Below are 26,863 nucleotides of genomic sequence, written 5' to 3'. Positions count from 1 at the left end.
ATTGCAGCTGCAAGCCCGAGGGCCGAGAGGAGGGATTTCTTCATTGGATCGTTTCCTTTTTCGCAAGCAGGTATCGATCGGGCCGATATCCCGACCGCCGCGAACGGAATTACGCTCCTGAATTTTTTCGTCAGTATTTCCCGATTGTAGAATCTTGTTTCTGAACTGTTTCCCAGGAACCGGCTTCCTGCCCCATGATCGCCAGGGCCGAAGCCGGCTGCTTTGGCTTACATGGGCGGGATCACACCATTGTTTCCGACCACGACGCGGCTGGAACTCAGCGTGCCGTCCGCCTCGCGCTGAGCGGTAACGAAGACCGTCGCACTTGGTTTGAGATCGGTCGGGGCGGCCGGCGCGAAAGTCACGACAGGCGTGCCGTCGGGGATCGAGATATTCTTCGTCTGCCCATTGTCATAGGTCAGCGTCACGGCACGCCCGTTTATGTCGGTGACGTCCGCGACGGTGCCGTTGGTCATGCGGCTGTTCGGCTCCAGGTCCCAGGGGCGATCACCCTCTCCAGTGCCTTTCAAGGCCGCTGGAAAGACCACCACTTCCAGCGCGCCGCTGCCGCCGTCAGCCTTGGAGACGGAGGCGATGCCGACGAAATCGCCCTGCTTGATGTCTTTTACCGATGCGTTGGCGACGCCTGAAAGCTTCCAGCCGTCTTTCAGCTTGATCGCGGCCGTGTCGCCTTGACGGGTTTTCACGGTCAGCAGCGACGGCTCGAAACTGACCACCGTGCCGCGCACGCGCAATGTGTCCGCCGCGTGCGCGCTGGCTACACCGATGCCGGAAAGCATGGAAATGGTGCCGAGCACGAGGAGAGGTGTCTTGAGGTTCATTGGAGTATCCTTTTGGGAAAGGCTGGCCGGAAGGAATGGTTTCACGCCAGCGACGTCGAGATAACGAACGGGTGGGGCGAAACTGCCGGGCAAAACCCGCTCGCGCGTTCAAAACAACTTGATCGGGACAGGGCGTGGCAGCCCCATGGGCATCCGGGTCACGATGCCGTGACGGCCAGATTGGCGCTTGGCAAATCGCTGGCGAGAGGGCATCTTCCTGCTCGTCTCAGGCAACATCCCATTTTGATCAAACGCTTTCAGCCAACGGAGTTGCCAATGCCCAACAATGCAAAAAGCCACGCCCCCTCCGAACCATTAGCCAACGAGATCGGACCGGACTACAACGCCCTCAGGGCAATGCGGGAAACGCGCGGGTACAGCCTCGAAGCGCTTTCGCTGACCTGCGGCCTCTCGGTCGAAGAAATCGAGGATATCGAGAGCGGCCGGGCGGCCGACCCGGCGAAGCTGCGTCGTATTGCGTCCGCGCTTCGTCTGCCGCAGGAAGCTCCTATTGCTTCCGCCGTACCGACGCTGGCCGCACAAGGCCGGCCTCAGGCATAGAATCGGCGCCAGGCATGCGCGAGAAACCCGCCAAGGTCCGCTTGGCGGGCTTCTTGTGGATGCCATGGCGTTCGCCTGCAGGCCGGGCTTGCCGATTTGCAGAACTTGCCGATTTGCAGATTGCACGTGTCCATATGCGCGGCACCCATCCGCGCCAATCGCATCCGCCGTGCAGCGGGTCTGAACCGTGAGTTTTTCGACATGAGCCTGGATTCCGTCGGTGCCTTCTTCGCGGCTCGCGCGCCTGATATCGAGGTCGTCGTCACGCAATCAAGTTCGGCGACGGTGGCGCTGGCGGCAGAGGCGCATGGTGTGTTGCCGGCGCAGATCGCCAAGACGATCTGCCTTCGCGTCGGCGAGCGCACCATGCTGGTCGTGACCAGCGGCATCGCCAGGCTCGACAACCGCAAGTTCAAGGACCAGTTTGGCGGCAAGCCACGCATGCTGGACGCGCAAGAGGTTGTCGCTGCCACGAGCCATCCGGTCGGCGGTGTCTGCCCGTTCGGCCTGCCGTCGCCGCTGCCGGTTTATTGCGACGTCTCGCTGCGCCAATTCGACGAAGTCGTCCCCGCCGCCGGCGCCACCAATGCCGCTGTCCGGATTGTACCACAGCGCATGGCCGATCTTACCGATGCCGAGTGGGTCGATGTGTGCCAAGCGTAGCGCCGGATCCAATCCAGAGCCGGCGGGCAAAGGAACACGCGATTCGAAAATTGGGTGATGCGGCAGGGCGGACTTTTGGGGGCAAGTCCTGCTTCAAAATGGTCGGAGTGGCCGGATTCGAACCGACGACCCCTTGACCCCCAGTCAAGTGCGCTACCGGGCTGCGCTACACTCCGGACCGGTCGCGATGTATCGTGATAACCCGGCTCGGGTCAACCGAAATTCGGCGTTAATCGTACCGGTGCCGATGTGATGGCTGGTGGACCCGGCAATACCGGCCGCAATAGCCGCTGATGGCGGTATTCGAGCGCTATGGCGCCCCAGATCAAGCCGAGCAGCAGATACATATGGCGCCAGTGGTCGATGTCGATGAAGGTGCCGAGCCCGACATTGCCGATGAAGGCGACGTAGGCGCATAGGAGGTAAGGCTGCCACGGCCGGTCGCGCAGCAGGATGCGGAATCCGGCTGAGATCGTCCAGATGACCAGCGTCAGGAACGAGACGAAGCCGAGCCAGCCATAGTCCATCAGCATCTTCAGCCAGATGTCGTGTGTGTCCTCGCCGAAGATCGTGCCGAAGACCAGCGGCCCGATGCCGAATGGGTGCTCCATCGCCATCTGAAAACCGAGCGTGTAGCGGGCGAAGCGGCCCAGGCGTGCGGTGTCGTAGCTCTGTTCCAGATGCGCGCGGCTGGAGAACATCTCCGACACACCGGGCAGTTGCAAGATGATGATGATTGCGATGGCCAGCAGCGACAGCGCGGCGATCGTCATGATCACCACCCGGAGCCGGAACATGCCGCTGGCGCTCTGCAGGAACAGGCAGCCGGTGAGCAGGATGGCCGAGACCGCGAACATGCCCCAGGCACCACGCGAGAAGGAGAAGAAAATGCCGGCGCTGATGATCAGCAGCGGCACAGCCAGCAGCGGCATACGCGTGACTGGGCCCGTCAGCAGCAAATAAAGCAGATAGATGCCGGGCAGCACCAGGAACGGCCCGAACACATTCGGGTCCTGGAAGGCGCCGGCGGCGCGGTCGTATTTGGTGAAAATTTCGGCACCGGGGAAGGCGTGGAAATAGCCCGCTATGCCAAGCAGCGACGTCGCCACCGCCGAAACGACATAGGCATTGAAGATCAGCCGGTAGAGGTTCGGCTGCGTGGCCGTAACCGATGCGAAAAACACCGCGCTGAAAGCGAGAAACAGCGACACGGCAAGATAAAGCGGGGTGTTGGCGAGATCCGCCATCTGCGTCATGGAAATCATGCCGCCGATGTTCATCGTCACCAGCAGCACCAGAAGCGGCATGGCCGCGCGCGATATCCTCAGGCCGAACAGCGCCCAGATGGCGATCAGCGCGGCCATGTAGATTTCGTAAGGCGCCGGCTCGCTGATGACGAAGCCCGACAGAAGAATGCCGAGCACGACCGCGCTCGAGGAGATCAGCGTGATCAGCTTGGCGTTGACCGCCGCATGCGGCAGATCATGGCTGATCGCGCTCAATAGGCGTTTTCCGTGTTCAAGAGCCGGATCGGCGTCAGGAACAGGATCCGCAGGTCGAAAAGCAGGGACCAGTTCTCGATGTAGTAGAGGTCGTATTCCGTCCGCATGCGGATCTTTTCATTGGTGTCCATCTCGCCGCGCCAGCCATTGATCTGCGCCCAGCCGGTGACCCCGGGCTTGACCTTGTGGCGCGCGAAATAACCGTCGACCACCTCGTTGTAGAGCAGGTTGTGCGACTGCGCGGCAATGGCGTGCGGGCGCGGACCGATGAGCGACAGCGAGCCCAGCAGCGAGTTGAAGAACTGCGGCAGTTCGTCGACAGAGGTCTTGCGGATGAAGCGGCCGACACGGGTGACGCGCGGATCGTTCTTGGTCACCGTCTGCTTGGCGGTCGGATCCGACCGGTCGGTGTACATGGAGCGGAACTTGTAGACCTCGATGATCTCGTTGTTGAAGCCATGCCGCTTCTGCTTGAACAGCACCGGTCCCTTGCTGTCGAGCTTAATGGCGATCGCGGCGGCCAGCATGACAGGCGAGAACACGACGATGCCGATGAGGCTGAAGATGATGTCGAAGGCGCGCTTGGCGACCGAATCCCAATCGTTGATCGGCTTGTCGAAGATGTCGAGCATCGGTACTGAACCGATGTAGGAGTAGGCGCGCGGACGGAATTGCAGCGCGTTGGAATGCGCCGACAGCCGGATGTCGACCGGCAGCACCCACAGTTTCTTCAGCAATTGCAGCACGCGCGATTCGGCGGTCAGCGGCAACGACACGATCAGCATGTCGATGCGGGCAATGCGGGCGAATTCGATCAGTTCCGAAATCGTGCCGAGCTTGGGATAACCGGCGACGAGGGATGGCGAACGCTTGTCGTTGCGATCGTCGAAGATGCCGCAGATGCGGATGTCGTTGTAAGGCTGCTTTTCCACCGAGCGGATGAGCACTTCCGCCGCCTTGCCGCCGCCGACGATGACGGCGCGCCGTTCCATGCTGCCATCGCGCGCCCAGCGCCGGATCAGCCTCGACATCACCAGCCTGAGACCGTAGAGGCAGATGAAGGCGACGACGAACCAGGTGCCGAACAGCAGGCGCGAATAGTCTTGCGACATCTTCATGGCGAATGCCGTCAGCGCCATCAGCGCGAAGGTGCCGGCCCAGACCAGCAGGATGCGCCCAAAATTGGCGAGCGGCCGCATCAGGGACACCACCTGGTAGCAGTCGGTGACATCGAGCAGCACCACGGCGAGGAACGATGCGGCGGCGATCGTCAGCGGATATTGCCAGGCGAGATAATTGAAGAATCCGACATAGTAGAAATAGACGCCGAGCCCCGAGACGAACAGCACCGCGAATTCGACCATGCGCAGCACGCCGCTGACCATGATCGGCGACATCGTATCGCGCCGGTATTGCGACGCGACCTGCCGGGCAACGTCGTTCATGCCGCCGGGCTTATCGCCATCGGCAGGCCCGTCGAAGTGACGCACCGCTTCTGATGAAAAGCGGTGCGCGGGGTCGATCTCGTTCATGGAACAGTCCGCAAGCTTCCCAGGGTGATTAGCAAAAGAGAGCTAAGAAACCCTTGAAACAACCTGTGGCTTTGGACGGGCCCGAGCTAACTTTCGAGCGCGGCGAAGTAGGCCTTCTCGATTTCGGCGGCCATGACGTCGGCGCCGAAGCGCGCCCTGAGCGTGGATTCGTCAGGCATCAATCGGCGATAGGTGGCAAGGTCGCCCAGCGCCTGGCTCATTTTGTCGGCGAGCTCGGCCGGATCCGGGCGAATCAGGGCGGGGGAGCTTGAACCGAAAATCTCCGGTATGCCGCCGACCGAGGTCGCGATAACAGGTCTTGCCGCGGCAAGTGCCTCCAGCACGGTATAGGGCATGGCTTCCGCGCGCGAAGGAACGACGACGAGCGCCCCCAGCACAAAGGCCTCCCGGGCCGGCATTGGCGGCAGGAAACGGACATTGTCTTCAAGCCCGAGGCGTTTCACCTGCGCGCGGTAGCGGGGCAGGTCGTCGCCGTCGCCGACCATCACCGCACTCGGTGCGCGGCCGAGCCGGGGAGCGGCGGCGGCCAGGGCATCGATGAAGATATCCGGGCCCTTGAGGTCCCGCATCATGCCAATATAGAGCAAATCAGCCGCATCGGCCCTGGCGGCTACCGGCTCGAATTCGGTGGTGCGAAGTCCATTGTAGACCAGCGTGTTCGGGATCGGCGGTTCACCCACCTTCCTGCGGTAGGTCCGCCGCTCGTAGTCGGAGACGAACAGCAGGCAATCGGTGAAGCGCGCCATGAGATACTCGAGCGCGAAGAACAGCTTTCCGGTGGCTGTGTTCTCGTCATAGTGGAGAGAGCCGCCATGCGGCGAATAGAGGCGGGCTACGCGAGACCTTGATACCCGCAACAATGAGCCGAACAGACGGGCATAGGCGCCACCCTTGGCGCCATGTCCGTGCAGCACGTCCGGCCGCAATTCCTTGATGATCCTGTAGGTGCGCCGGGCCGAGGCGAGGTCGCCCGGGCCGACGTGACGCTGCATTGGCGTACGATGGATGCCTAGCGCCAGCACGTCCTCCATCTGCCCGAAGAGACGCTCCTCGAATTCACCGCCGGTGGTCGAGTCGCAGACGATGCCGACCATGTGGCCGGCGGCGACCTGCGCTTCCGCCAGGTCGCGCACGTGCCGGAAAATTCCTCCCACGGGTGAGCGAAAGCAGTGGACGATCCTGAGCTTGTCCGCCACGAGGTGTCTGTCAGAACAGACGTTCGCGGACGTAGACGGTATCTCCCGGCAGCAGGGGATCGGAGGTGACTACACGGCCAGTTATCACCTTGCCGTTGATATCGCGGGTGATGTCGACGCTCTCCTGGTTGGCGCGTGGCGTGAAGCCCCCGGCAATGGCGATGGCCTTCTGCACCGTCAGGCCGGGCACGTAGGAATACTGGCCGGCGGCGCCCACTTCGCCCATGACGAAGATCGGCCGGTAACGATCGATCTCGACCGAGACGTCGGGGTCGCGCAGATAGCCCTGCCGCAATTTGTCGGCGATCTCCTTTTCCATCTGCTGCGCGGTATGGCCCCGTGCCGGTATGGCGCCGACGAGCGGGAAGGAGATATAACCGGACTGGTCGACGCTGTAGCTGTTGGTCAGGCCCTCCTGTTCGAACACAGTGACGCGGACCCGGTCGCCTGCGCCGAGGCGATAGGGCTGTTCGAGGACCTCGTGGAAGGCGGCCGGCGTCGGCCGGTAGCTGGAACAGCCGGCGAGCATCGAAACGGCAAGCAGTGCGCGAAACAGGGAAGCAGTGCTTTTCATGACCGGACAGGTACCTTCGACTGGCCGCTGCGATGTCGCAGCAAACATCTGGGATCGGGTCCGTTATCATCCTGTTAGGGTTAATGGCCGGTAAAGGAGCGCGCCAATAGCGTTTTAGCAGGCAAGGTTTTGCTATTTTATCGATTTTTTTGTCGGCCCCGGCAAAATCCTAACGGAAGCTTACCGTGATCTTAACGGCTGGGTTACCATAGTTGTTTACGGTGCATGCTGATCCAGTTTCGGAGTGGGATGCATGTCCGTTCAATCCGCGGCCGCAGACGTCGACGTTGATCTTAGGCAGCTCTTCGCCAGCCTGGGACGCAACTGGCTGCGGATTCTGGTCTTCGTTCTGGTGGTGACGGGGCTTGCCTTCGTGGCTGCGTCGTTCGCGACCCGCCATTACAAGGCCCAGACGCAGGTGGAGATCGCCCCGCGAGAATCGGTCTACACGCGGCCCGCCAGCAGCAATCCGGACAGCGACAAGCCGATCCTCGACGAGCAGGGCGTTGCCACCCAGGTCCAGATAATTTCGTCCAACGAGATCCTCAAGGAGGTCGCGCAGAAGCTCGGCCTGTCGCGACTGGCCGAGTTCGACGAGACGATCAACATGTCGTCGCTGAGCCGCGTGCTGATCCTGCTTGGCCTGAAGAACGACCCGATGGATGTTCCGGCCGACGAACGTGTCCTGAAGAAGATGCGCGAGAAGCTCAACGTCTACGGCGTTGAAAAGACTCGCATCATTGCCATCGAGTTCTCCTCGGAAGATCCGAAGCTCGCGGCCGCCATCCCCGATGCCATTGCCGCCACTTACATTGCGGGGCAGGGCGCGGCCAAGAGCGAATCGAACACCGCCGCCGCCGACTTCCTGGCGCCCGAGATCGCCGACCTGTCCAAGCAGGTCAGGGATGCCGAAGCCAAGGTCGCGGCTTACCGCTCGCAGTCCGACCTCCTGATGGGCGGCAACAATTCCACCCTGGCCACCCAGCAATTGGCCGAGCTGTCGACCGAGTTGTCGCGGGTGCGGGCCAACCGGGCCGCGGCCGAAGGCACGGCCGAGAGCGTGCGCAAGGCGCTGCAGAACGGCGGATCGCTGGATTCGCTGCCGGAAGTGCTGTCTTCCGATCTGATCCAGCGCTTGCGGGAGCGCCAGGTCGAGCTGCGCGCCAACATCGCCGATCTGTCGACGACGCTGCTCGACAATCATCCGCGTGTTCGCGCGGCCAAATCGCAACTGACCGATCTCGACGCGCAGATCCGCAGCGAAGCCCAGAAGATCATGAAGGGCCTGGCGATGCAGGCCGATGCCGCCAAGGCGCGCGAAAGCCAGCTCGTCGCCGACGTCAACACACTCAAGGCTGCTTCGGCGCAGGCCGGTGAGCAGCAGGTCGGTCTCGACGCGCTGCAGCGCGATGCCGCCGCCAAGCGCCAGCAGCTCGAACTCTACCTGACCAATTATCGCGAGGCGGCGTCGCGTCAGGATCGCAACTATATCCCGGTCGACGCCCGCATCGCCTCACCGGCTTCGGTCCCCGCAGAGCCATACTTCCCCAAGGTCGGGCCGATCGTCGGTGCTGCCGCCGCGGCTTCCCTTCTGCTGGCGGCCGTGTTCACGCTGCTGCGGGAGCTTTTCTCGGGCCGTGCCATGCGCCCAGCCAGGGGCGCGCGATTTGAGCCGATCGACGAGGTGACGATGCCGCCGGCCGCCTATCAGGAGCCGTCCACCCGCCTCGAACCGGCTGTCGCCACTGAGCGCGCCACTCGCACCGCCGACGTATCATGGCCCGAAACGGTCACGGAAACTCCGGCGCAGCCGCGGTCTGCCGCCGAGTTCGAGCCCGTCGCCAAAGCGGAGCCTATCGCCGAGCCTGAACCGTTGGCCAAATCCGAATCCTTGACCAAATCTGGACCCGTGGCAGAGCCTGAGCCCATGGCTGAGCCGGAACCCGTGGAGGTTCGGCGGCCGCGCTCCGTGCTCGGCGAGATCAACGTCGAGAAGGCAGCCGAGAAGCTGATCGCCAGCGGGGCCGCGCGCGCCATATTCGTTTCCCCCGAGGGCGATGAAGCGGCGGCGTCGGCGATCCTGGTGGCGCGCGAGGTTTCCGACGCCGGACTGCGCGTCCTGCTGCTCGACCTCACTGCCTCAGGGGCTGCCTCGCGCCCGATGCTGGACAGCGGGCTTTTCCCGGGCATCACCAATCTGCTGGCGTCGCAGGCGCAGTTCAGCGACGTGATCCATGGCGACCTCTATTCCGACTGCCATGTCATCCCCGTCGGCACCGCCGATCCGGTCCGTGCCATGCGTGCCGCCGATCGGCTGCCGATCATAATGCAGTCGTTGACAACAGCCTACGATCTGGTGGTGGTCGAGTGCGGGCCGGCCGATGCACAAGGCATCAGCCGTTTGGGCGGCGAGGCCACCGAGGTGTTCTTGTCCATGCTGGAGGCCGACGACGAGGTGACGCAGGCCGCGGTCAAGCTGATCGAGAGCGGCTATCCCGACCTGACACTGGTGACGCCGCTCGGCCACGAGCCGCCAGGCAATCCGGTGCCGGGGCGGCGTTCGGCTGCTTGAGATAACAGCTGTTCAGAGGCCCATCAGGTCTATTCGAGTTCCAGCGTCGTCACATCGAATATCCTGTTGGCGTATTGGGGCTAGTTTTCGTCTTCCGTGGGCACGGGCGCTGTCTGTCCAACGGCCTTGCGGCGCAGCAGCTTGGTGAGCTTCCAGATTGTCGGGCTGTTCTTGACAAAGGCCTTCAGCCGCGCGCCCTGCCGAAGCGCCTGTCCCAGCGCACGGCCCTTGAGCGTCAGCGGGACGAGGACTTCGAAATGCCGGGTTTCGATATCGCACCATAACCGTTTGTAAGGCTCGTCTCCGACGGAGAAATCATAAACCGCGAACCCGCTCCGGCAGGCATCCTGGATGTTGTCGAAGAACAGGAAGTCGCCCGGGCTGGTGTGGGCAAGATCATCCTCGCTGATCGCTCCGAACTCGCAGATCAGCCGCCCGCCCGAGCGGCTCGCTCCGGTGACGGCGCGCAGCTTGCCGGCTACTTCCAGCCCGTGCAGCACGAAGCAAGGCTTGTCCTCGGCAAGTGCTTGCTTGAACAGCCCGCGGAAGAAGGCGCGTGTCCGGTCGTCACCGAAGACGTTGGCGATGCCCATCTTGCGGAAGCGCTGTTCCTTCATCTCGAAGAACGCGTCGAGCAGCCTCTCCACATCGCCGTCGCTGCTCGCCTCGACGCGCCGGTAGCTACCGACAGCCTCGAACTTGCGCGTCTGCGAACGATGCTTCTTGCGTTTGCGCTTGCCGCTGGCGCGCAGCAGCAGCGCATCGAATCCGCCGCTGAGATCGACGGCCAGTGAAAGATTGGGGCTGGCGAAGTGATCGAGCGATGCCAGCGGATTGGCGGTGCCGTCGAGATCGGGCAGCAATCTTTCCAGCGCGATGAGATCGATATCGGGCCGGAATCTGGCGATCGCCGCGAGCATCGACTGGATGGCTGTGAGGTCGCCGCTGGCCAGCCATTGCGGTTCGGCGGCGCAGAAATTGCCATTGGCGTGGCGGCCGCCCATGAACTGGGCGACCCGCAACGGGCCGCGCTTGACCACCTCCAACGCCAGTGCGAAGGCCGGCTTGCCCTCCAATTCCAGCATGGCAATGAGCAGATCGGGCCTGACCTCGGCGGCCCAGTTCAACACCCATGCCGCACTTTGCGCTGGAGCATAGAGCGCCGAACGACAGAACGTCGCATATGCCGCGAGCCCCTCGGCGGCGGCAATGGAAACCGACGGCCCCGCGGCATTTCTGGGTAGTGTGCGTGGCGAGGCCTGGCTCGCCGCGAGCCGCTTGCCATCAAATGACGCGGTTGCGTCAACCATACCTCAATCCTTAAGGCGTATTGATCCCGATTTGGGGGGCGCTCGGGCGTATTCCGTGCTTGGTTAGCCTAGGCGCAAAAGGTGAATGAATGATCGACGGTGGGGAGGCAATCCGGAAACTGGCGCTCAACGTCGCCCGTTATACCGGCCTCGCACCGCTGGCCAGGCCGTTTGTCGGCGGCATCGGCGCCATCCTGATGCTGCATCGCGTGACGGCGACGCCCGAAAAGCCCGACAGCGTCAACCGGCACCTCAACATCGCGCCCAGTTTCCTCGATGCCGTGATAGCTGACATGAAAGCGGGCGGCTATGCCTTCGTTTCGATGGATGAAGCGGTCGAGCGTATCAAGGCAGGCGGCAAGGGCGGCCGGTTCGCCACCATCACCGCCGACGATGCCTATCGCGACAACATGACCGAGGCCCTGCCGGTGCTGGAAAAGCATGGCACGCCGCTCACCATCTATGTGGCGCCCGGGCTGATCGATGGCTCCGCCCACCTTTGGTGGGATGTGGTGGAGGATATCGTCAATGCATGCGACCGCCTGACTTTGGCCACATCGAACGGCCCTGCGGTGATCGATTGCGGGACCCCCGCCAGGAAACATCAGGCCATTGCCCGCTTGCATGCCTATTTCACCACCGAGGTCCGCGAGGAAGACCTGCGGACCGTGCTGCGCGGTCTCGCCGCGTCGCATGGTGTCGACGCCGACGCCCCGCGCCTGCGCACGCTGATGAACTGGGATGAGATCCGCGCCGTCGCCGCGCACCCTCTGGTGACGATAGGCGCCCACACGATCAGCCACAGCAATCTGAAGCGGCTTTCCGAGGCCGATGCGCGGCGCGAGATCGGCGCCGTCAAGGACATGCTGCGGACCGGACTTGGCGAGGAGCCGCGCCATTTCGCCTATCCCTATGGCTATGCGAGCGCCGTCGGCTGCCGCGAAGTGGGCTTTGCGCGCGACGCCTGCTATGCCTCCGCCGTGACCACCCGCCACGGCGTGCTGCGCGCCGAACATGCCGGCTTCCTGCATGCCTTGCCGCGCATTTCGGTCAATGGCCGCTACCAGAGCCTCGCCCACATCCGCACCATGCTGTCGGGCGTGACGACCCCGCTCGCCAATGCCGGCAAGATGCTCGTTACTATCTGACGTACGGCCGGCCGCGCAGGGCTCAGCGCTTAGTCCGCGGCTCCAGCATCAGCCATTTGATGATGCCCATTGCCGGCAGCACCCAGAGCAGGCCGCTGACGAGGAAGAACAGGAATTGCACCAGTGCGCCCGATTCCGACAGGCGGGCAACGGCGAAGATCGAGGCGACCAGCGCGTAGATGATGACCAGCGCCAACAGCAGGAACATTCCGATCAGTTTTTTCAGGCGAATGGGCATGTCTTGGCCTCGTTGATGGCTACCGCTTAGGCCGAACGCAAGGCACGCGCAACCCACGACACCGGGCGCGACGGCGTGCCGCGCTGCACGGCCTTGCCAGCAGGAGTGCGATGGTTCACCAATCCGCGACATTCAACCTGCCGGGACATATCCATGGCCGCCATCACCGCCGCCGCGCCTTATCAGGCCCGCGACCGCGACCTGCACAACCGGGCACTCGTGCGCGGCTGGCTCTACGTCGTGCTCCTGGTGCTGTTCGCGCTGGTGCTGGTTGGCGGCGCCACGCGGTTGACCGAATCCGGCCTTTCGATCACCGAATGGCAGCCGATCCATGGCGTCGTCCCGCCGCTCAACGACGCCGAGTGGCAGGAGGAATTCAAGCGCTATCAACAGATCCCGCAATACGCCGAACTCAACAAGGGCATGAGCGTCGAGGCGTTCAAGTCGATCTTCTGGTGCGAATGGGCGCATCGCCTGCTGGCGCGCAGCGTCGGCCTGGTCTTTGCCTTGCCGCTGCTGGTCTTCTGGGCGACGCGTCGCATCGAGCGCGGCCTCGGGCCGAAACTGGTCGGCATCCTGCTTCTCGGCGGCCTGCAGGGGGCCATCGGCTGGTGGATGGTGGCGTCCGGCCTGGTCGACCGCGTGTCGGTGAGCCAGTACAGGCTGGCGACGCATCTCACGCTGGCGGCACTTATCTTTACCGCGACCATGGTCGTCGCGCGTGGCCTGGCGCCGCATTCCGAACCCGCTGCCGATCGCTCGACGCAGCGTCTGGCTGGTTTCGTTGTGCTTCTGGCGCTGGTCCAGATCTATCTCGGCGGCCTGGTTGCCGGTCTCGACGCCGGCATGAGCTACAACACCTGGCCGCTGATGGACGGCCGGATCATCCCCGGCGATCTGCTCGTCCTCGAGCCGGCGTGGCGCAATTTCTTCGAAAGTCCGAAAACGGTGCAGTTCATCCATCGGCTTGGCGCCTATACGGTCTTCGCCGTCGCGCTCTGGCACATGATCGCCACGCGTCTGCGTCTGCCCGGCTCAACGCATGCGCGACGCGCGACACTGTTGTTCGTGCTGGTGCTGGTGCAGGCTTCGATCGGTATTGGTACGCTGCTGATGCAGGTGCCACTGCACATGGCGCTGACCCATCAGGCTTTCGCGCTCGTCGTGCTGGGCTTTGCCGCCGCGCATTGGCGCGGCACCAAGGGCGCCTATCCCTTACCCAACGAGATTGCCGTCGGACGTTGAGTGCAGCCGATCACATCCAGAATTCGTTCGACTGGGTCGTCTTCTCGCCGTCGAATTCAGCCTGACGCAGTGCGGCGGCGGATGGTGCCGATTTGTCCTGGTCGGCCTGGCCGCCTGGTCCTGATTTGCCTTGGCAACCCTGTCAGCGGCCTTGAGCGCATCGAGCCTGGCCTGGGCGACGGCGATATGCACCTGGCGGTCTGGGGAGCCGTCCTCGAGCCGCACCTTCCAGATGCCGCTCGAAAAGGTCTCGGCCATGAGTTCCGGTTCGCTGACCTTCCAGCGCGCTGGAAAGGCTGGTGCATCCATCAGAGACCGAGCATCAGGTCCATGTTCTGGACGGCCGCACCCGAAGCGCCCTTGCCGAGATTGTCGTAGACCGCCAGCAGCAGCGCCTGGGCTCTGCTGTCGTTGGCAAAGACATAGACCTTCATGCGGTTGGTGCCGTTGTAGATCTCCGGATCGATGTCAGGCACGCGTTCCAGATGTGCATAGGACGCCACCTCGACCACGCCGCCCTGGATCGCGGCGAAATGGTCCGCAATGGCGGCGTGAAGTTCGGCACCCGTCGGCACGCGGTCGAGGCCACCGAGCTGCAACGGCACCACCGTAATCATGCCTTGCGCGAAATTGCCCACCGCCGGCTGCATGATCGGATCATGCGACAGCTTCGCATAGGCCTTCAATTCCGGCACGTGCTTGTGCTGCAGGGTCAGGCCATAGGGCAGGAATTCCGAAGCGTCCTCGCCCTTGGCGACATAATCCTCGATCATCGGGCGCCCACCGCCCGAATAGCCCGTAATGCCGTTGACCGCGATCGGGAAACTGGCCGGCAGCAGGCCTGCGGTGACCAGTGGCCTGAGCGTTGCGATCGGCCCCTGCGGCCAGCAGCCGGGATTGGCGACGCGCTTGGCCGTGGCGATCTTTTTCGCCTGCTCCTTGTCCAGTTCGGCGAAGCCATATTCCCAGCCTTCGGCCACGCGATGCGCGGTCGACGCATCGATGACCTTGGTGGTTTCGTTGGCGATCAGCGAGACGCTTTCCTTGGCCGCATCGTCGGGCAGGCATAGGATCGCGATATCGGCGGCGTTGAGGAATTCGGCGCGGGCGGCCGTTTCCTTGCGGCGCTCGACCGGGATGGAAATGATCTCCAGATCGCCGCGCTCGGCAAGCAGCGCCCGGATCTGGAGGCCGGTGGTGCCGTGCTCGCCATCGATGAAGATTTTCGGTTTCATTGCCTGATCAAATTCCCTGATATCTCGAAACTATATGCCGTTGCCATGATTGACCGTGGCGCCATTGTGGTTGCCGTTGTTCAGCTCCTCGAGCCGGGCCTTTCGCTCGGCCAGCAGACCGAGATATTGCATGGCCACCATCGAACCGGCGATCGCCGTTATATCGGCGTGATCGTAGGCCGGCGCAACCTCCACGACATCGGCCCCGACAATATCGACCTGGTTCAGCTGGCGCAGCGTCGACAGGATCTTCGCCGACGACGGGCCACCCGAAACCGGCGTGCCGGTTCCCGGCGCATAGGCCGGATCCAGGCAGTCGATGTCGAAGGTCAGATAGGTCTTCTTGCCACCGGTGCGATCGACGATCGCGTAGGCGATGTCGGAGGCGCGCATTTCCTCGATTTCATGGCCATGGAGAATCTTGATGCCGAATGTGTCGGGCGCATGGGTGCGAATGCCGATCTGGATCGAGCGATCGGGATCGATGATGCCTTCCTTGACCGCGCGGCCGACGAAGGAACCATGGTCGATGCGCTTGCCGTCATCGGGCCATGTGTCCTGATGGGCGTCGAACTGCACCAAGGCCAGCGGTCCGTGGATGGCGGCGTGCGCCTTGAGCAGTGGCCAGGTGACGAAATGGTCGCCGCCGAGCGTCAGCAGGAAGGCGCCCGATTTCAGGATCTTGGCCGCCTCGCGCTCGATCGTGCCGGGCGTCTTCTGATGGTTGCCCGAATCGAGCAGGCAATCGCCATAATCGACCACGGCAAGGTGTTCGAACAGATCGCGCGAGAACGGATATTGCGGGTCGTTGTCGAGGATCGCGGAGGCGCGGCGGATCGCCTGCGGCCCAAACCGGGCGCCCGGTCGGTTGGTGACGGCGGCGTCGAAGGGAATGCCCCACACCACCGCATCCGCGCCCTTCACGTCCTTGGTGTATTTGCGCCGCATGAAAGACAGCGCGCCGGAGTAGGTCGGCTCGAGGGCGCCACCCGTTTTGGAGCGGGCGGTGAAGGCATGGTCGATGGTGTTGGTCGCCATTACGGGTCCTCGTTTTCATCGGGGTGCAACAACTACAGAACCGGCATGGAAGATGCCAGTCACGGCTTGGGGAGACGAAAGCGCGCCGCCCGGGTGCCACGGCAAGACAGGACTTGTATCATCATGACGCAGACCGCGTTTCTTAATCCGTCGGATGCCGTGGTGTCGACCCACACCGGTACGATCGCCGGCGATCGGTTCCGGGTTCTCGATTCGTGGCGCGGCATCTGCGCGCTGCTGGTGGCGCTGTTTCATTTCCCGACCGCCTCGACGATCTCGCAGAGCAGCTTTATCGGTTCGTCCTATCTCTTCGTCGACTTCTTCTTCGTCCTTTCCGGCTTCGTCATCGCCTCCAGCTATGCCGATCGGCTCGGCCGCACTCAGGAGGTCTGCCGCTTCGCGCTGGTCCGTTTCGGCCGCATCTATCCGCTGCATCTGGTCATGATTGCCGCCTTTGCCGCCTTCGAGCTGCTGCGGCTCGTGCTACCGCAGCTGCATGGCACGGGTGCTGCTCCTTTCACCGGTGGCTTCGACCTCAAGAGCTTGGCTGCCAATCTCCTTTTGCTGCAAGGTGTCGGCTTCGAGGATCGGTTGACCTGGAACGCCCCGAGCTGGAGCATCTCGGCCGAGTTCTTTGCCTATCTCCTGTTTGCCGGGGCGGTCTTCGTCGCCGGCGCGCGCGCCTGGATATGGTTGGTCGCCGCCGCCGTCACCGCGCCGCTGTTCCTGCTTGGCTTCTCCACGCATCATATGGATGTGTCCTATGATTTCGGCTTCATCCGCTGCCTCTACGGCTTCTCGCTGGGTGCTCTGCTGGCCTGGTTTCAGCATGATTCCATTGCAGGAGCGCGACAGGTTCTGGCCGCAAACGGCCCGAGGATGAGCTGGACTGTTGCCGAAATCGTCATGGTGGCCGTCATCGCTCTCTTTGTCTCGCTGGCGGGCGACAATAACGCCGGCATTGCCGCGCCCCTGGTGTTCGCCTTGGCACTGTTTCTCTTCGCCCATGAAGGCGGCTGGATCAGCGCGTTGCTGAGGACGCCGTTCATGCTGACGCTCGGCGCGCTGTCCTATTCGATCTACATGGTCCACATCTTCGTTCAGGCGCGCCTGATCAATGTCGCCGGGCTGGTCGAGCGCAAACTCGGCCTCGGCCTGGTTGGCGACATCGTACTGCGTGGCGAGCCCGCGACCGGCTTTGGCGCCGGCTGGACGGGGACCGTGGCGATCATCGTCATGCTTCTTACCACCATAGGTGTCTCCTGGATCACCTGGCGTTTCGTCGAGATGCCTGCGATGGCCTGGTTCCGCCGGCTGTCGAAACGCATCTGAGGCGAGATATCGCGGCAACCGCTAGCCGGCTTCGTTCACCCAGATGTCACGGGCATCGCCTATTCCCGGCTCGATCCGGAATGGAGCGATTCTCGATGCAGACCTTCTGGCCGAGCCTTCTGCTTTCCGTCACGCTGACGGCTTCCGCCAGCCAGTCAATGGCCGGCGAAACCCGCGCCAGGCAAATCCTCGACCGCTTCGAACATGCCAACCAGTGGCGCGACCATGTCATGGTGGCCGCCCATCGCGCCGGCAGCATGCAGGCCGGTAAGACGCTCTATGCGGAGAATTCGCTTGCCGCCGTGGAAGGCTCGATCGCGATCGGCGCTGAAATCGTCGAGGTCGACATCCGGCGCTCGAAGGACGGCGCGTTCATCGTCATGCATGACAGCTGGCTCGACCGCACGACCACCTGCAAGGGCGAAGTCATCCACCACACGCTGGCCGAGCTGAAGAGATGCCGGCTGGTGATCGAGGGCACCCATGCCGTCACCAACGAGACCGTCTCGACGTTGCGCGAGATGCTGATGGCGACACGGGACAGAATCCTCATCAATCTCGACAACAAGCTCGAAGTCGGCGACCTCCCGGGCATGATCGCGGTGGCGCGCGACCTCGGCATGGCCGAGCAAGTCATCGTCAAGGAAAACCTTTGGAACCAGAACAGGATCAGCACCGTGAAAGCCGCCATGACTGCCGCAGGCGGGGGCTTCCAGTTCATGCCGATCATCGCCGATGACGCGGTCCATGATGCGGGCTTCGCCTCGACGGTCGACCACGTCTTCGCGCCGCGCGCGATCGAACTGATCAACTGGCGGGCGGGCGCCGAGACGCTGACCGAAACCGGCGGGCCGCTGTTCAGCACGCGCATGCGCGCTGAGGCGGTAAGGGGCGACTGGCATATCTGGGCCGACACCTATGCCATCGTCAACAAACCAGGCGGCTTCCTCGCCGGCGGCCGTGGCGACGAACTGGCGGTCCAGGCCAGCCTGCCGCGCGAAGCCTGGGGCTTCTGGGCCGATCGTGGCGCCACCATCATCCAGACCGACGAGCCGAAAGCGGCGATCGGCTGGCTGGCGGCGAATGGTTATCGGGTGCCCTATGCCGGCACGGGCGAACGCATCGAGCCAGCCGCGACCGCCAGCATCAATTGATCCGCCGCGTTCAAGCAAAAAGGCCGCACGGAGGCGGCCTTTTCGATTGTCCGAAAATTCGAAACGGTTAGCGCTTCGAGAACTGGAAGGAACGGCGGGCCTTCGCCTTGCCGTACTTCTTACGCTCGACGACGCGGCTGTCGCGGGTCAGGAAGCCGCCCTTCTTGAGCACGGCGCGCAGCGCCGGCTCGTAATAGGTCAGCGCCTTCGAGATGCCGTGACGCACCGCGCCGGCCTGGCCGGAAAGTCCGCCGCCGACGACGGTGGCGATGATGTCGTATTGGCCCGAGCGGTTGGACGCGATGATCGGCTGGTTGAGGATCATCTGCAGGACCGGACGCGCGAAATAGGTCGCGAATTCCTTGTCGTTGACAACGATCTTGCCGGAACCCGGCTTCACCCAGACGCGCGCGATGGCGTTCTTGCGCTTGCCGGTGGCGTAGGCGCGGCCCGACTTGTCGAGCTTCTGGACGTGGACGGGGGCGGCGGCCTGCGTGTTGGTGTTGCCGGTGGCGGCGCCCAGTTCTGCGAGCGAGGAAAGCTCAGCCATCTTATGCGACCTTCTTGTTCTTGGAATTCAGCTTGGCCACGTCGAGGACTTCTGGCTGCTGGGCGACATGCGGATGCTCGGCACCTGCATAGACGCGCAGGTTCTTCATCTGGCGGCGGCCGAGCGGGCCACGCGGAACCATGCGCTCAACGGCCTTCTCGACGACACGCTCGGGGAAACGGCCCTCGAGCAGCTGACGCGCGGTGCGCTCCTTGATGCCGCCGGGGTGGCCGGTGTGCCAGTAATAGACCTTGTCGGTGAACTTCTTGCCGGTGAATACCACCTTGTCGGCATTGATGACGATGACATTGTCGCCGTCGTCGACATGCGGGGTGAAGGTCGGCTTGTGCTTGCCGCGAAGATGATTGGCGATGACAGTGGCGAGACGGCCGACGACGAGACCCTCGGCGTCGATCAGGATCCACTTCTTCACCACATCCGCAGGCTTCTGCGAAAAGGTTGTCATGTTTTCTGCTCTCGGTTCTGACCTTCGGGAGTGAAGGCGTTTCTTGTTGCTTGGATTGGCGAAAGACGCTTGTCATCAGCCAATAACAAAACGGCGGCCTTTGCGGGCCGCTGCTTCGTGAAGGCTTATAGGCGAGCGGAGTAACAGCGTCAAGGTAGCGGAAAAGTCCTGTAGCGCAGAAAAGGCTGTAGAAACAGCATGTTGGATTAAAGGTATTATTTTACCACATTGGCGGCGCTCTGCGGCGGGATCGAGTAGGTGCCCGTGGCATGCGCGATCGTGTGTCCTTCCGGGCCGGCAACGATGTCAATATCGAACACCATCAGGCTCTTGCCGAGCTTCAGGATACGGCAATGGCCATCGATCGGCCCGGCTTCGGCCTTGCGCACGAAGTTGATGTTGAGGTTGGTGGTGACCGAGAGCGCATCCGGCCCGGCATGGCTGAGCACGCAGACATAGCCGCCAATGTCGGCCAGCGTGAACAGGGCAGGGCCGGACACCGTGCCGCCGGGACGCAAATGCCGTTCACCGGCATTGAGCCGTACGATGCAGCCGCCTGGAAACACGTCGATCGCCTCGTAGGCGGCGGCACTCTCGTTGAGTTGGGGAAAGACGGTTTCCATCAACAAATTGATCTGCGCTGCGGTCAGCACCGGCTTGAGGTTGGTCTGGGCGGGCATCTCGGTCTCTCGTTCTGCGCCAAGCCTGTATGGGCGCAGCCGGGTGTTTCTGGCAACATATACATCATGCTGGCGCAAGCGATGGGTGTTGGACGAAACCCGATCCGATATTAGATACTCTGCCTGCACGACCGGAATCGCGGAGATCTTAGCCATGGCCGAAATCCTTGCCATCAAGCCTGCTGCCGCCGACGAGGGCCCGGTCACGACAAGACGGGAGAAGGGCGTGCTGCGCCTGACGCTCGCCAATCCGCCCGCCAATGCCCTGTCGCTTTCGGTGATGGCGGCGCTCGTGGCGGAGTTGGAACACGCCAAGGCGGACAAGGCCGTTCGCGTTATTGTGCTGTCGGCGGCCGGCAAGGTGTTCTGCGCCGGCCACGACCTCAAGGAAATGACCTCGCGGCGTGCCGATGCCGATCGCGGCAAGGCCTTCTTCGAAGAGACCTTTGCCGCTTGCGCCATGCTGATGCAGACGATCGTGCGCCATCCCTTGCCTGTCATCGCCGAGGTGGACGGCCTGGCGACAGCCGCCGGCCTGCAATTGGTCGCCAGCTGCGACCTGGCGATCGCCTCGCACGAGGCGACCTTCTGCACGCCGGGCGTCAACATCGGCCTGTTCTGCTCGACGCCGATGGTTGCGCTGTCGCGCAACGTCTCGCGCAAGCAGGCGATGGAGATGCTCTTGACCGGCGAGACGATCGACGCCGCGACCGCCAAGGAGTTTGGCCTCGTGAACCGGGTCGTGCCGCGCGAGTACCTGAATCAGATTGTCACCAAATACGCGCAAACCATTGCTTGCAAATCCTCTTTGGTGATCAAGACCGGCAAGGAAGCTTTTTACGCGCAGGCCGAGATGGGCTTGGCCGATGCCTATGCCTATACCGGCCGAGTCATGGTCGAGAACATGCTGGCGCGGGACGCGGAAGAGGGCATCGGCGCCTTCATCGGCAAGCGCAAGCCGGAATGGACGGACGAATAGGGATCATGGAACCGCGCGTCTCCATCATCACCATCGCCACCGACGATCTGGAGCGCGCCGTGCGCTTCTACGAGGCGATGGGTCTGAAGCGCCACGCGGGGATCACCGACGGTGTCGCCTTCTTCCAGATGGGCGGCGCCATCCTCGGCCTGTTCCCGCGCCCCAGCGCCGAGGAGGACTCCGGTATCACCTTCGCCCAGGCGCCCTCGGCCGTCTATCTCGCCTACAACACCCGCTCCGACGCCGAGGTCGACGAAGTGCTGGCGCAGGCGGAAAAGGCCGGCGGGCGCATCATCAAGCCGGCCGGCCGCGCCTTCTGGGGCGGCTGGTATGGGTACTTCGCCGATGCCGACGGGCATGTTTGGGAGGTGGCTCATAACCCGGCCTTTCCGATCGCGGATGACGGCACGATTTCGCTGCCTGATTGATGGCCTACCGCAAGCAACTGACACGGCTCAAGGCACCGTACCTCAAACGGATTTTGCTCGACCGGGAGCGGGTCACGGACTGGGAGAAGTATCCGTGGAACCTGCCGCTGTTTCGCGGCCACGCGTTCGAGCTCGAATTCACCACGCCCATCACCATCATCGTCGGCGAGAACGGCATCGGTAAATCCACGCTGCTCGAGGCGATCGGCGCGCTGGCCGGCTATGACGAAGCGGGCGGCGGCAAGGGCTACCGGCCGGTCGACCATTCCGGCGCCATCGACGAGAGTGGCGCCGCACTGGCCAACACATTCCGTGGCCACTGGTTGCCAAAAGTCACCGCCGGCTGGTTCTTTCGCGCCGAATCCTTCTACTCGGTGGCCCGCTACCTCGACCAGGCAGCGCTGGAAGATCCGTTCAAGCCACCGCCGCCGGATTTCCTGTCCTGGTCGCATGGCGAAGGCTTCATCCGCTTCTTCGAGGAGCGCTGCCGCAGGCAAGGCATCTATATCCTCGACGAGCCCGAGAGCGCGCTTTCGCCGACGCGCCAGATCGAATTGCTGAAGATGCTGCGGCGCATGGACCAATCGGGCACCGCGCAGGTGATCATGGCGACCCATTCGCCGCTGTTGATGGCCTGTCCCGGCGCGCAGCTGTTCCGCATCAGCCGCTTTGGGCTCGAGCTTGCCGACTTTCGCGATACGGACCACTTCCGGATGCTGCGCGATTTCAGCAATGACCCGGATGGTTTTCTCGCCGAGGCGTTGTATGAGGACGAGGCATGAATCACGATAGCTACGACAACGCCTATATCGGCGGCATCCTCAATTCGGTGAAGTCGATCGCCATGGTCGGGGCGTCGGCCAATGATGTCAGGCCGAGCTATTTCGTCCTGAAATACCTGCTGGCCAAGGGGTTTTCGGTGTTCCCGATCAATCCTGGCCAGGCCGGCAAGGAAATCCTCGGCCGAATGACCTATGCCAGGCTGGCCGACATACCGGAGCCGATCGACATGGTCGATATTTTCCGCAATGCCGCGGCGGTCCCCGGCATCGTCGACGAGGTGTTGCAACTCGATCCCTTGCCGAAAGTCATCTGGATGCAGCTTGCCGTGCGCCATGACGAGGCAGCCGCCCGTGCCGAAGCGGCCGGCATCAAGGTGGTGATGAACCGCTGCCCCAAGATCGAGTATGGCAAGCTCTCCGGCGAGATCGGCTGGACCGGCGTCAATTCCGGCGTGCTGTCGTCCAAGAAGCCGCTGATGCGCCAGGGTTTTCAGAGTTTCGGCGTGCGCCAGAAATAGGCGCGGCGCAGAGGCGCAAAATTATTCCGCGGAACGCCGCATTATCCTGCGGTGTGATCGAAGGATCGGCGCCGAAAGGTATTTTCTTCTTTGCATTCGCACGTCGCCTTCGCCAAGAATGCGCGGCCAATTTAGGAAGTTCAAAGGGAGGTTTCAGTGACCCGTTCGCCAGGTTTCAACACGCTCGCCGTCCATGCCGGCGCCAAGCCCGATCCGGCCACCGGCGCGCGCGCCACGCCGATCTACCAGACGACCTCCTTTGTTTTCGATGACACCGACCACGCCGCTTCGCTGTTCGGGCTAAAAGCTTTCGGCAACATCTACACCCGCATCATGAACCCGACCCAGGCAGTGCTCGAAGAGCGCGTCGCGGCCCTCGAGGGCGGCACGGCCGCCCTTGCGGTCGCTTCCGGCCATGCCGCGCAGGTCATCGTGTTCCACAATCTGATGCAGCCCGGTGACAATTTCGTCGCCGCCAACAAACTTTACGGTGGTTCGATCAACCAGTTCGGCCATGCCTTCAAGAATTATGGCTGGGAGGTGCGCTGGGCCGAAACCAACGACATCTCGACCTTCGAGAGCCAGATCGACGACAGGACGAAGGCGATCTTCATCGAGAGCCTGGCCAATCCGGGCGGCACCTTCGTCGATATCGAGAAGATCGGCGACATCGCCCGCAAGCACGGCCTGCCGCTGATCGTCGACAACACGCTGGCCTCGCCCTATCTGATCCGGCCGATCGAGCATGGCGCCGACATCGTCGTCCACTCGCTGACCAAGTTCATGGGCGGCCATGGCAATTCGATTGGCGGCGTCATTGTCGATGGCGGCACCTTCGACTGGTCGAAGTCGGGCAAATACCCGATGCTGTCGGAACCGCGCCCCGAATATGGCGGCCTCGTGCTGCACGAGACCTTCGGCAATTTCGCTTTTGCCATCGCCGCGCGCGTGCTCGGTCTGCGCGATCTCGGCCCGGCGATCTCGCCGTTCAATGCCTTCCTTATCCTGACCGGCCTCGAAACCTTGCCGCTGCGCATGCAGCGTCATTGCGACAATGCGATCACGGTCGCCGGCTGGCTGTCCAACCACCCCAAGGTCGCCTGGGTGAATTATCCCGGCCTGCCCAGCGACAAGAACAACGCGCTGCAGAAGAAATATTCGCCGCTGGGGTCCGGCGCCGTGTTCACCTTCGGCCTCAAGGGCGGCTACGAGGCGGGCATCAAATTCGTCGAGGCACTCGAACTGTTCTCGCACCTGGCCAATGTCGGCGACACCAAGTCGCTGGTCATCCATCCGGCATCGACCACGCACCGCCAGCTTTCCGACGAACAGAAGGTCAAGGCTGGTGCCGGGCCGGACACGGTGCGGCTGTCCATCGGCATCGAGGATGTCACCGACATCGTCGCCGACCTCGAACAGGCGCTCGCCAAGGTCTGACCTGATATGACCGCGTTTCTTTCCGTCGACACCAAAGGCGTCGAACCCCAATCCGGCGCGCCGGCGCCGGATCGCCTGATCTCGGGCGATCCGAAATTCCGCACCTGGAATGTCGAGGAGCGCGACGGCGGCCTCTATGCCGGCATCTGGGAATCGACCCCGGGCAAGTGGCGCATCGTCTATGAAGAATGGGAGTTCTGCCACATTCTCTCAGGTGTTTCGGTAATCGCCGAAGAGGGCGGCCAAGCGCGCACCGTCAAAGCCGGTGACAGCTTCGTGCTGCGGCCGGGCTTCAAGGGAAGCTGGGAAGTGCTTGAAACGACTCGCAAGGAGTATGTGATCAAGCTTTGAAGCTTGATCACATATCGAGAATCCGATCGGATTTCCGGGCAACTCGCTAGCTAAAAACGACGGCAAGTCGCTCCAGTCCATGGAAGTGGTATGTGTCGCGGAAGCGCGGCTGTTCGGCGAGATGCAGTTGCGGGTGCCGCTCGAACAAGGTCCTCAGCGAAACCTGCAGTTCGAGGCGGGCCAGCGGCGCACCGATGCAGAAATGGATGCCGGCGCCGAATGATACATTCTTCTGGTCGGTGCGCTCCGGCCGGAAGGTCTGCGGTTCGGCGAAGGCATGCGGATCATGATTGGCCATGCCAAGCAGAAGTCCGATCGTCTGGCCCGGCCGCACGACGATGCCGGGCGCGATTTGGATTTTCTCATAGGCATAGCGCATGAACATGTGCAGCGGCGCATCGAAACGCAGGCATTCCTCGACCGTCGCCGCCGTCGCCTCTGGCGAGGTAAAGAAGCGGCGCGGGTCGCCGCCTTGTGCCAGGATGGAATGGACGGCATTGCCGGTCTGGTGCACGGTTGCTTCGTGGCCGGCGTTGAGCAGCAGGATGGCCGAGGAGACCAGCTCGTCCTCTGACAGTTTCTGGCCGTCCTCCTGGGCCGAGATCAGCAGCGACAGCAGGTCATCGCCCGGCTTCTTGCGCCGTTCGGTCACGTAGCCGCGCAGGAAATCGGAAAATTCGCCCGCGGCACGGTTGGCCGTCTCCTCGGTCTCACGGGTGCGGCCGTGGATATACATGGCGACCATTTGATGCGACCAGTCGAGCAGTCGCGGCCCCATCTCCACCGGCACGCCAAGCATTTCGGCGATGATGGTGATTGGCAGCGGGGAGGCGAAGGCCGGCAGGAGGTCGACGGCCTTGCCAGGTTCGAAACGATCGATCAATTCGTTGGCGAGCGCCTCGACGCGCGGCCGTAACCGTTCGACCTGACGGGAGACGAAAGCCCGGTTGACCAGTGTTCTCAGCCGCGTATGGACCGGTGGCTCCAGCTCGAGCATCGAATTGGCTTCGATGCCGTCGAATGCCTTGAGATGGGTCCTGTCTTGTCCGACACCGCGGCTGTCGGGGATGCCGGCCGGGTTCTGGCGGCCGAAACGGCGGTCGCGCAACAGCCGGTTGACGTCGCCGAAGCCGCCAAAGCACCAGAAGCCGAACTCTTCCCAGAAAAACGCATTCGAGGCTTCGTGCAGGAAGCCGTAGGCCTCGTAAGGGTTCAGGAAGAAAGCCGGTTCGCGCGGGTCGAGTCTGAGCTGGCGAGTGGCTGGATCAAAGGCCAGATAGGAGAGCGTCGATTTGGTCATGCCAGACCCATAGCGCGGCTTGCCAGCCCGGTTCCAGACCGTATGTTGCGTCCGACAGCCCGATGCATTGAGCCAGGCAGTAGGGTTGCGGAAAGTCTGAACGGATGAATGTGATCGTTGTCGGCGCGGGTATCGCCGGTCTGTCCACGGCGTGGTCGCTGGTCAAGGCGGGCCACGCCGTGTCGATTGTCGAGCAGGGGCCGATCCCCAATCCGCTGGCGGCATCGGGCGACCATCACCGCATCATCCGCCGCGCCTACCGCGCTGGAACCGGCTATGGGCTGCTGATCACCGAAGCCTACGAGGCCTGGGACGAGATGTGGGCCGATCTCGGCGAGAACCACCTCGACGCGCGGGGCTTCGTCTGCGTTTCGCGCGAGCCCGGCGACGAGGCCGAGGAATACCGCGAGGGCCTGGAAGAGGGAAAATTCCCTTTCGAATTGCTGGGACCGGAGGCAGCCGTCGAGCGCTGGCCGTTCCTTGAGGCCGGCTCGTTCCGCTACGCCTATTTTTCGCCCGAGGGCGGCGCGCTGCATTGCCGCAAAATAGCGGCCGGGCTGGCCAAATGGCTGCGTGCCAATGGAGCCAACGTCTACGAGCACAGCAAGGTGACGGAGATCGATGCCGAGGCCGGCCATATCGTGCTCGAATCCGGCGAGACGATGCAGGCCGACCGCATCGTCGGTGCCGCTGGCGCCTGGGTGCTGAAACTATTCCCCGAACTCGGCGGCGAATTGAAGACCTTTCGCACCGCGCTCGCCTATGTCGAGCCGCCGGCCGATCTCAAGGCCGCTTGGGAGGCGGCGCCCGTCATTCTCGATGTCGGCGGCACGACCGACGGCTATATGATCCCGCTTACGCGGGGCGCCGGCATGAAATTCGGCTCGGGCCTGCACAAGGTGCCGACCAGCGACGCCGACTGGAACCGCGAGCCGGTGCCCGGCGAGGGCGAGGCGATCCGCAACCTGTTTTCGCCGCCGATCGCCCGCATCGAGGAGTACAAGGTGACCGAAGTGGTCACCTGCGCCTACACGTTCACCGATGACGAGAAATTCCTGGCGCATGAGACCGGCAAGTGCCTGGTCGTCTCGGCGTGCTCGGGTCACGGCTACAAGTTCGGCGCGGCGGTCGGGCGTCGTGTGGCCAAAGCCATTGGCGATGGCGATGTCGTCGGTCTTAGGGCCTGGCTGCGGGCCGAGGTGGCCTAAG

The 26,863-nt window shown here is 63.1% G+C and carries 27 protein-coding genes and 1 tRNA gene; 14 read left to right on the top strand and 14 right to left on the bottom strand.

Annotation, left to right across the window (positions count from 1 at the left end):
* Positions 1-227 precede the first annotated feature (227 nt).
* Positions 228-842 carry a hypothetical protein gene (locus MESAU_RS22000; protein ID WP_015318225.1) on the bottom strand — a complete coding sequence of 205 codons (615 nt, stop codon included), beginning with the start codon at positions 840-842 and terminating at the stop codon, positions 228-230.
* A 276-nt stretch (positions 843-1,118) separates the two neighbouring features.
* On the opposite strand from MESAU_RS22000, the gene MESAU_RS21995 reads away from it, so the two are divergent.
* Complete coding sequence (locus MESAU_RS21995) at positions 1,119-1,403, top strand: helix-turn-helix domain-containing protein (RefSeq protein ID WP_015318224.1); 285 nt, start codon at positions 1,119-1,121, stop codon at positions 1,401-1,403.
* Between the two features lie 201 nt (positions 1,404-1,604).
* Positions 1,605-2,066, top strand: a complete 462-nt coding sequence (locus MESAU_RS21990; RefSeq protein WP_015318223.1) for a YbaK/EbsC family protein — start codon at positions 1,605-1,607, stop codon at positions 2,064-2,066.
* A gap of 99 nt (positions 2,067-2,165) precedes the next feature.
* On the opposite strand, the gene MESAU_RS21985 is transcribed toward MESAU_RS21990, so the two are convergent.
* The 5 genes from MESAU_RS21985 to MESAU_RS21965 all read right to left on the bottom strand — a co-directional run bounded on the left by MESAU_RS21985 (position 2,166) and on the right by MESAU_RS21965 (position 6,891).
* Positions 2,166-2,242: transfer RNA gene (locus MESAU_RS21985), tRNA-Pro, on the bottom strand.
* 36 nt (positions 2,243-2,278) lie between these two features.
* Entirely contained in the window at positions 2,279-3,568 is a 1,290-nt protein-coding gene (locus tag MESAU_RS21980; RefSeq protein WP_015318222.1) for an O-antigen ligase family protein, read from the bottom strand.
* Positions 3,565-5,100, bottom strand: coding sequence for an undecaprenyl-phosphate glucose phosphotransferase (locus MESAU_RS21975; RefSeq protein ID WP_015318221.1), 1,536 nt, complete (start codon positions 5,098-5,100; stop codon positions 3,565-3,567). The genes MESAU_RS21980 and MESAU_RS21975 overlap by 4 nt, the downstream gene beginning before the upstream one ends.
* An 86-nt stretch (positions 5,101-5,186) precedes the next feature.
* Positions 5,187-6,317 (bottom strand): glycosyltransferase, encoded by a 1,131-nt coding sequence (locus MESAU_RS21970; RefSeq protein ID WP_015318220.1) that lies wholly within the window; start codon positions 6,315-6,317, stop codon positions 5,187-5,189.
* Between the two features lie 10 nt (positions 6,318-6,327).
* Positions 6,328-6,891, bottom strand: a complete 564-nt coding sequence (locus tag MESAU_RS21965; protein WP_041163468.1) for a polysaccharide biosynthesis/export family protein — start codon at positions 6,889-6,891, stop codon at positions 6,328-6,330.
* A 253-nt stretch (positions 6,892-7,144) separates the two neighbouring features.
* Here MESAU_RS21965 and MESAU_RS21960 point away from each other — a divergent pair, with 253 nt between their 5' ends.
* A complete protein-coding gene (locus MESAU_RS21960) occupies positions 7,145-9,463 on the top strand; it encodes a GumC family protein (RefSeq protein ID WP_015318218.1) in 2,319 nt (772 codons plus the stop codon).
* Positions 9,464-9,543: 80 nt separating this feature from the next.
* Here MESAU_RS21960 and MESAU_RS21955 read toward each other — a convergent pair whose 3' ends face one another.
* Positions 9,544-10,773: a GNAT family N-acetyltransferase gene (locus tag MESAU_RS21955; protein WP_015318217.1), complete on the bottom strand. Its 1,230-nt coding sequence runs from the start codon at positions 10,771-10,773 to the stop codon at positions 9,544-9,546.
* A gap of 89 nt (positions 10,774-10,862) precedes the next feature.
* Here MESAU_RS21955 and MESAU_RS21950 point away from each other — a divergent pair, with 89 nt between their 5' ends.
* A complete protein-coding gene (locus MESAU_RS21950) occupies positions 10,863-11,921 on the top strand; it encodes a polysaccharide deacetylase family protein (protein WP_015318216.1) in 1,059 nt (352 codons plus the stop codon).
* A gap of 22 nt (positions 11,922-11,943) precedes the next feature.
* Here MESAU_RS21950 and MESAU_RS21945 read toward each other — a convergent pair whose 3' ends face one another.
* A complete protein-coding gene (locus MESAU_RS21945) occupies positions 11,944-12,159 on the bottom strand; it encodes a DUF2842 domain-containing protein (protein ID WP_015318215.1) in 216 nt (71 codons plus the stop codon).
* Positions 12,160-12,312: 153 nt separating this feature from the next.
* Between MESAU_RS21945 and MESAU_RS21940 the strand changes: the two genes are divergently transcribed.
* Positions 12,313-13,404 carry a COX15/CtaA family protein gene (locus tag MESAU_RS21940; protein WP_015318214.1) on the top strand — a complete coding sequence of 364 codons (1,092 nt, stop codon included), beginning with the start codon at positions 12,313-12,315 and terminating at the stop codon, positions 13,402-13,404.
* 308 nt (positions 13,405-13,712) lie between these two features.
* Here the strand turns inward: MESAU_RS21940 and argC are convergent, their stop codons facing one another.
* Both argC and speB read right to left on the bottom strand, forming a co-directional pair.
* Positions 13,713-14,639, bottom strand: a complete 927-nt coding sequence (gene argC, locus MESAU_RS21930; RefSeq protein ID WP_015318213.1) for an N-acetyl-gamma-glutamyl-phosphate reductase — start codon at positions 14,637-14,639, stop codon at positions 13,713-13,715.
* A gap of 30 nt (positions 14,640-14,669) precedes the next feature.
* A complete protein-coding gene (gene speB / locus MESAU_RS21925) occupies positions 14,670-15,677 on the bottom strand; it encodes an agmatinase (RefSeq protein ID WP_015318212.1) in 1,008 nt (335 codons plus the stop codon).
* 123 nt (positions 15,678-15,800) lie between these two features.
* Between speB and MESAU_RS21920 the strand changes: the two genes are divergently transcribed.
* Positions 15,801-17,009 carry an acyltransferase family protein gene (locus tag MESAU_RS21920; RefSeq protein ID WP_015318211.1) on the top strand — a complete coding sequence of 403 codons (1,209 nt, stop codon included), beginning with the start codon at positions 15,801-15,803 and terminating at the stop codon, positions 17,007-17,009.
* Positions 17,010-17,104: 95 nt separating this feature from the next.
* The gene (locus MESAU_RS21915) at positions 17,105-18,163 is read left to right on the top strand and encodes a glycerophosphodiester phosphodiesterase family protein (protein WP_015318210.1); all 1,059 of its coding nucleotides are present in this window, start codon (positions 17,105-17,107) and stop codon (positions 18,161-18,163) included.
* A 67-nt stretch (positions 18,164-18,230) separates the two neighbouring features.
* Here the strand turns inward: MESAU_RS21915 and rpsI are convergent, their stop codons facing one another.
* The 3 genes from rpsI to MESAU_RS21900 all read right to left on the bottom strand — a co-directional run bounded on the left by rpsI (position 18,231) and on the right by MESAU_RS21900 (position 19,859).
* Positions 18,231-18,713, bottom strand: coding sequence for a 30S ribosomal protein S9 (rpsI, locus tag MESAU_RS21910; protein WP_015318209.1), 483 nt, complete (start codon positions 18,711-18,713; stop codon positions 18,231-18,233).
* Between the two features lies 1 nt (position 18,714).
* A complete protein-coding gene (gene rplM / locus MESAU_RS21905; protein WP_010915638.1) occupies positions 18,715-19,179 on the bottom strand; it encodes a 50S ribosomal protein L13 in 465 nt (154 codons plus the stop codon).
* 215 nt (positions 19,180-19,394) lie between these two features.
* Entirely contained in the window at positions 19,395-19,859 is a 465-nt protein-coding gene (locus MESAU_RS21900) for a PaaI family thioesterase (RefSeq protein WP_015318208.1), read from the bottom strand.
* Between the two features lie 154 nt (positions 19,860-20,013).
* Here MESAU_RS21900 and MESAU_RS21895 point away from each other — a divergent pair, with 154 nt between their 5' ends.
* The 6 genes from MESAU_RS21895 (at position 20,014) to MESAU_RS21870 (ending at position 24,354) form a co-directional block, all read left to right on the top strand.
* Complete coding sequence (locus MESAU_RS21895; RefSeq protein WP_015318207.1) at positions 20,014-20,838, top strand: enoyl-CoA hydratase; 825 nt, start codon at positions 20,014-20,016, stop codon at positions 20,836-20,838.
* Between the two features lie 5 nt (positions 20,839-20,843).
* On the top strand, positions 20,844-21,266 hold the full coding sequence (locus tag MESAU_RS21890; RefSeq protein WP_015318206.1) for a VOC family protein: 423 nt from the start codon (positions 20,844-20,846) through the stop codon (positions 21,264-21,266).
* Positions 21,266-22,048 (top strand): AAA family ATPase, encoded by a 783-nt coding sequence (locus tag MESAU_RS21885; RefSeq protein ID WP_015318205.1) that lies wholly within the window; start codon positions 21,266-21,268, stop codon positions 22,046-22,048. Before MESAU_RS21890 ends, MESAU_RS21885 begins: the two co-directional genes overlap by 1 nt.
* Positions 22,045-22,566, top strand: coding sequence for a CoA-binding protein (locus MESAU_RS21880; RefSeq protein WP_015318204.1), 522 nt, complete (start codon positions 22,045-22,047; stop codon positions 22,564-22,566). Before MESAU_RS21885 ends, MESAU_RS21880 begins: the two co-directional genes overlap by 4 nt.
* Before the next feature lie 156 nt (positions 22,567-22,722).
* Positions 22,723-24,003, top strand: coding sequence for an O-acetylhomoserine aminocarboxypropyltransferase (locus MESAU_RS21875; RefSeq protein ID WP_015318203.1), 1,281 nt, complete (start codon positions 22,723-22,725; stop codon positions 24,001-24,003).
* 6 nt (positions 24,004-24,009) lie between these two features.
* Complete coding sequence (locus MESAU_RS21870; RefSeq protein ID WP_015318202.1) at positions 24,010-24,354, top strand: cupin domain-containing protein; 345 nt, start codon at positions 24,010-24,012, stop codon at positions 24,352-24,354.
* Positions 24,355-24,400: 46 nt separating this feature from the next.
* On the opposite strand, the gene MESAU_RS21865 is transcribed toward MESAU_RS21870, so the two are convergent.
* Complete coding sequence (locus tag MESAU_RS21865; RefSeq protein WP_015318201.1) at positions 24,401-25,654, bottom strand: cytochrome P450; 1,254 nt, start codon at positions 25,652-25,654, stop codon at positions 24,401-24,403.
* Positions 25,655-25,758: 104 nt separating this feature from the next.
* On the opposite strand from MESAU_RS21865, the gene MESAU_RS21860 reads away from it, so the two are divergent.
* Positions 25,759-26,862 (top strand): NAD(P)/FAD-dependent oxidoreductase, encoded by a 1,104-nt coding sequence (locus MESAU_RS21860; protein ID WP_015318200.1) that lies wholly within the window; start codon positions 25,759-25,761, stop codon positions 26,860-26,862.
* Position 26,863: the final 1 nt, after the last annotated feature.

The organism is Mesorhizobium australicum WSM2073 (assembly GCF_000230995.2).
Lineage (GTDB): Bacteria > Pseudomonadota > Alphaproteobacteria > Rhizobiales > Rhizobiaceae > Mesorhizobium > Mesorhizobium australicum.
Note: the sequence above shows the minus strand (reverse complement) of the source record. Positions and strands in the feature narration are given on the sequence as shown.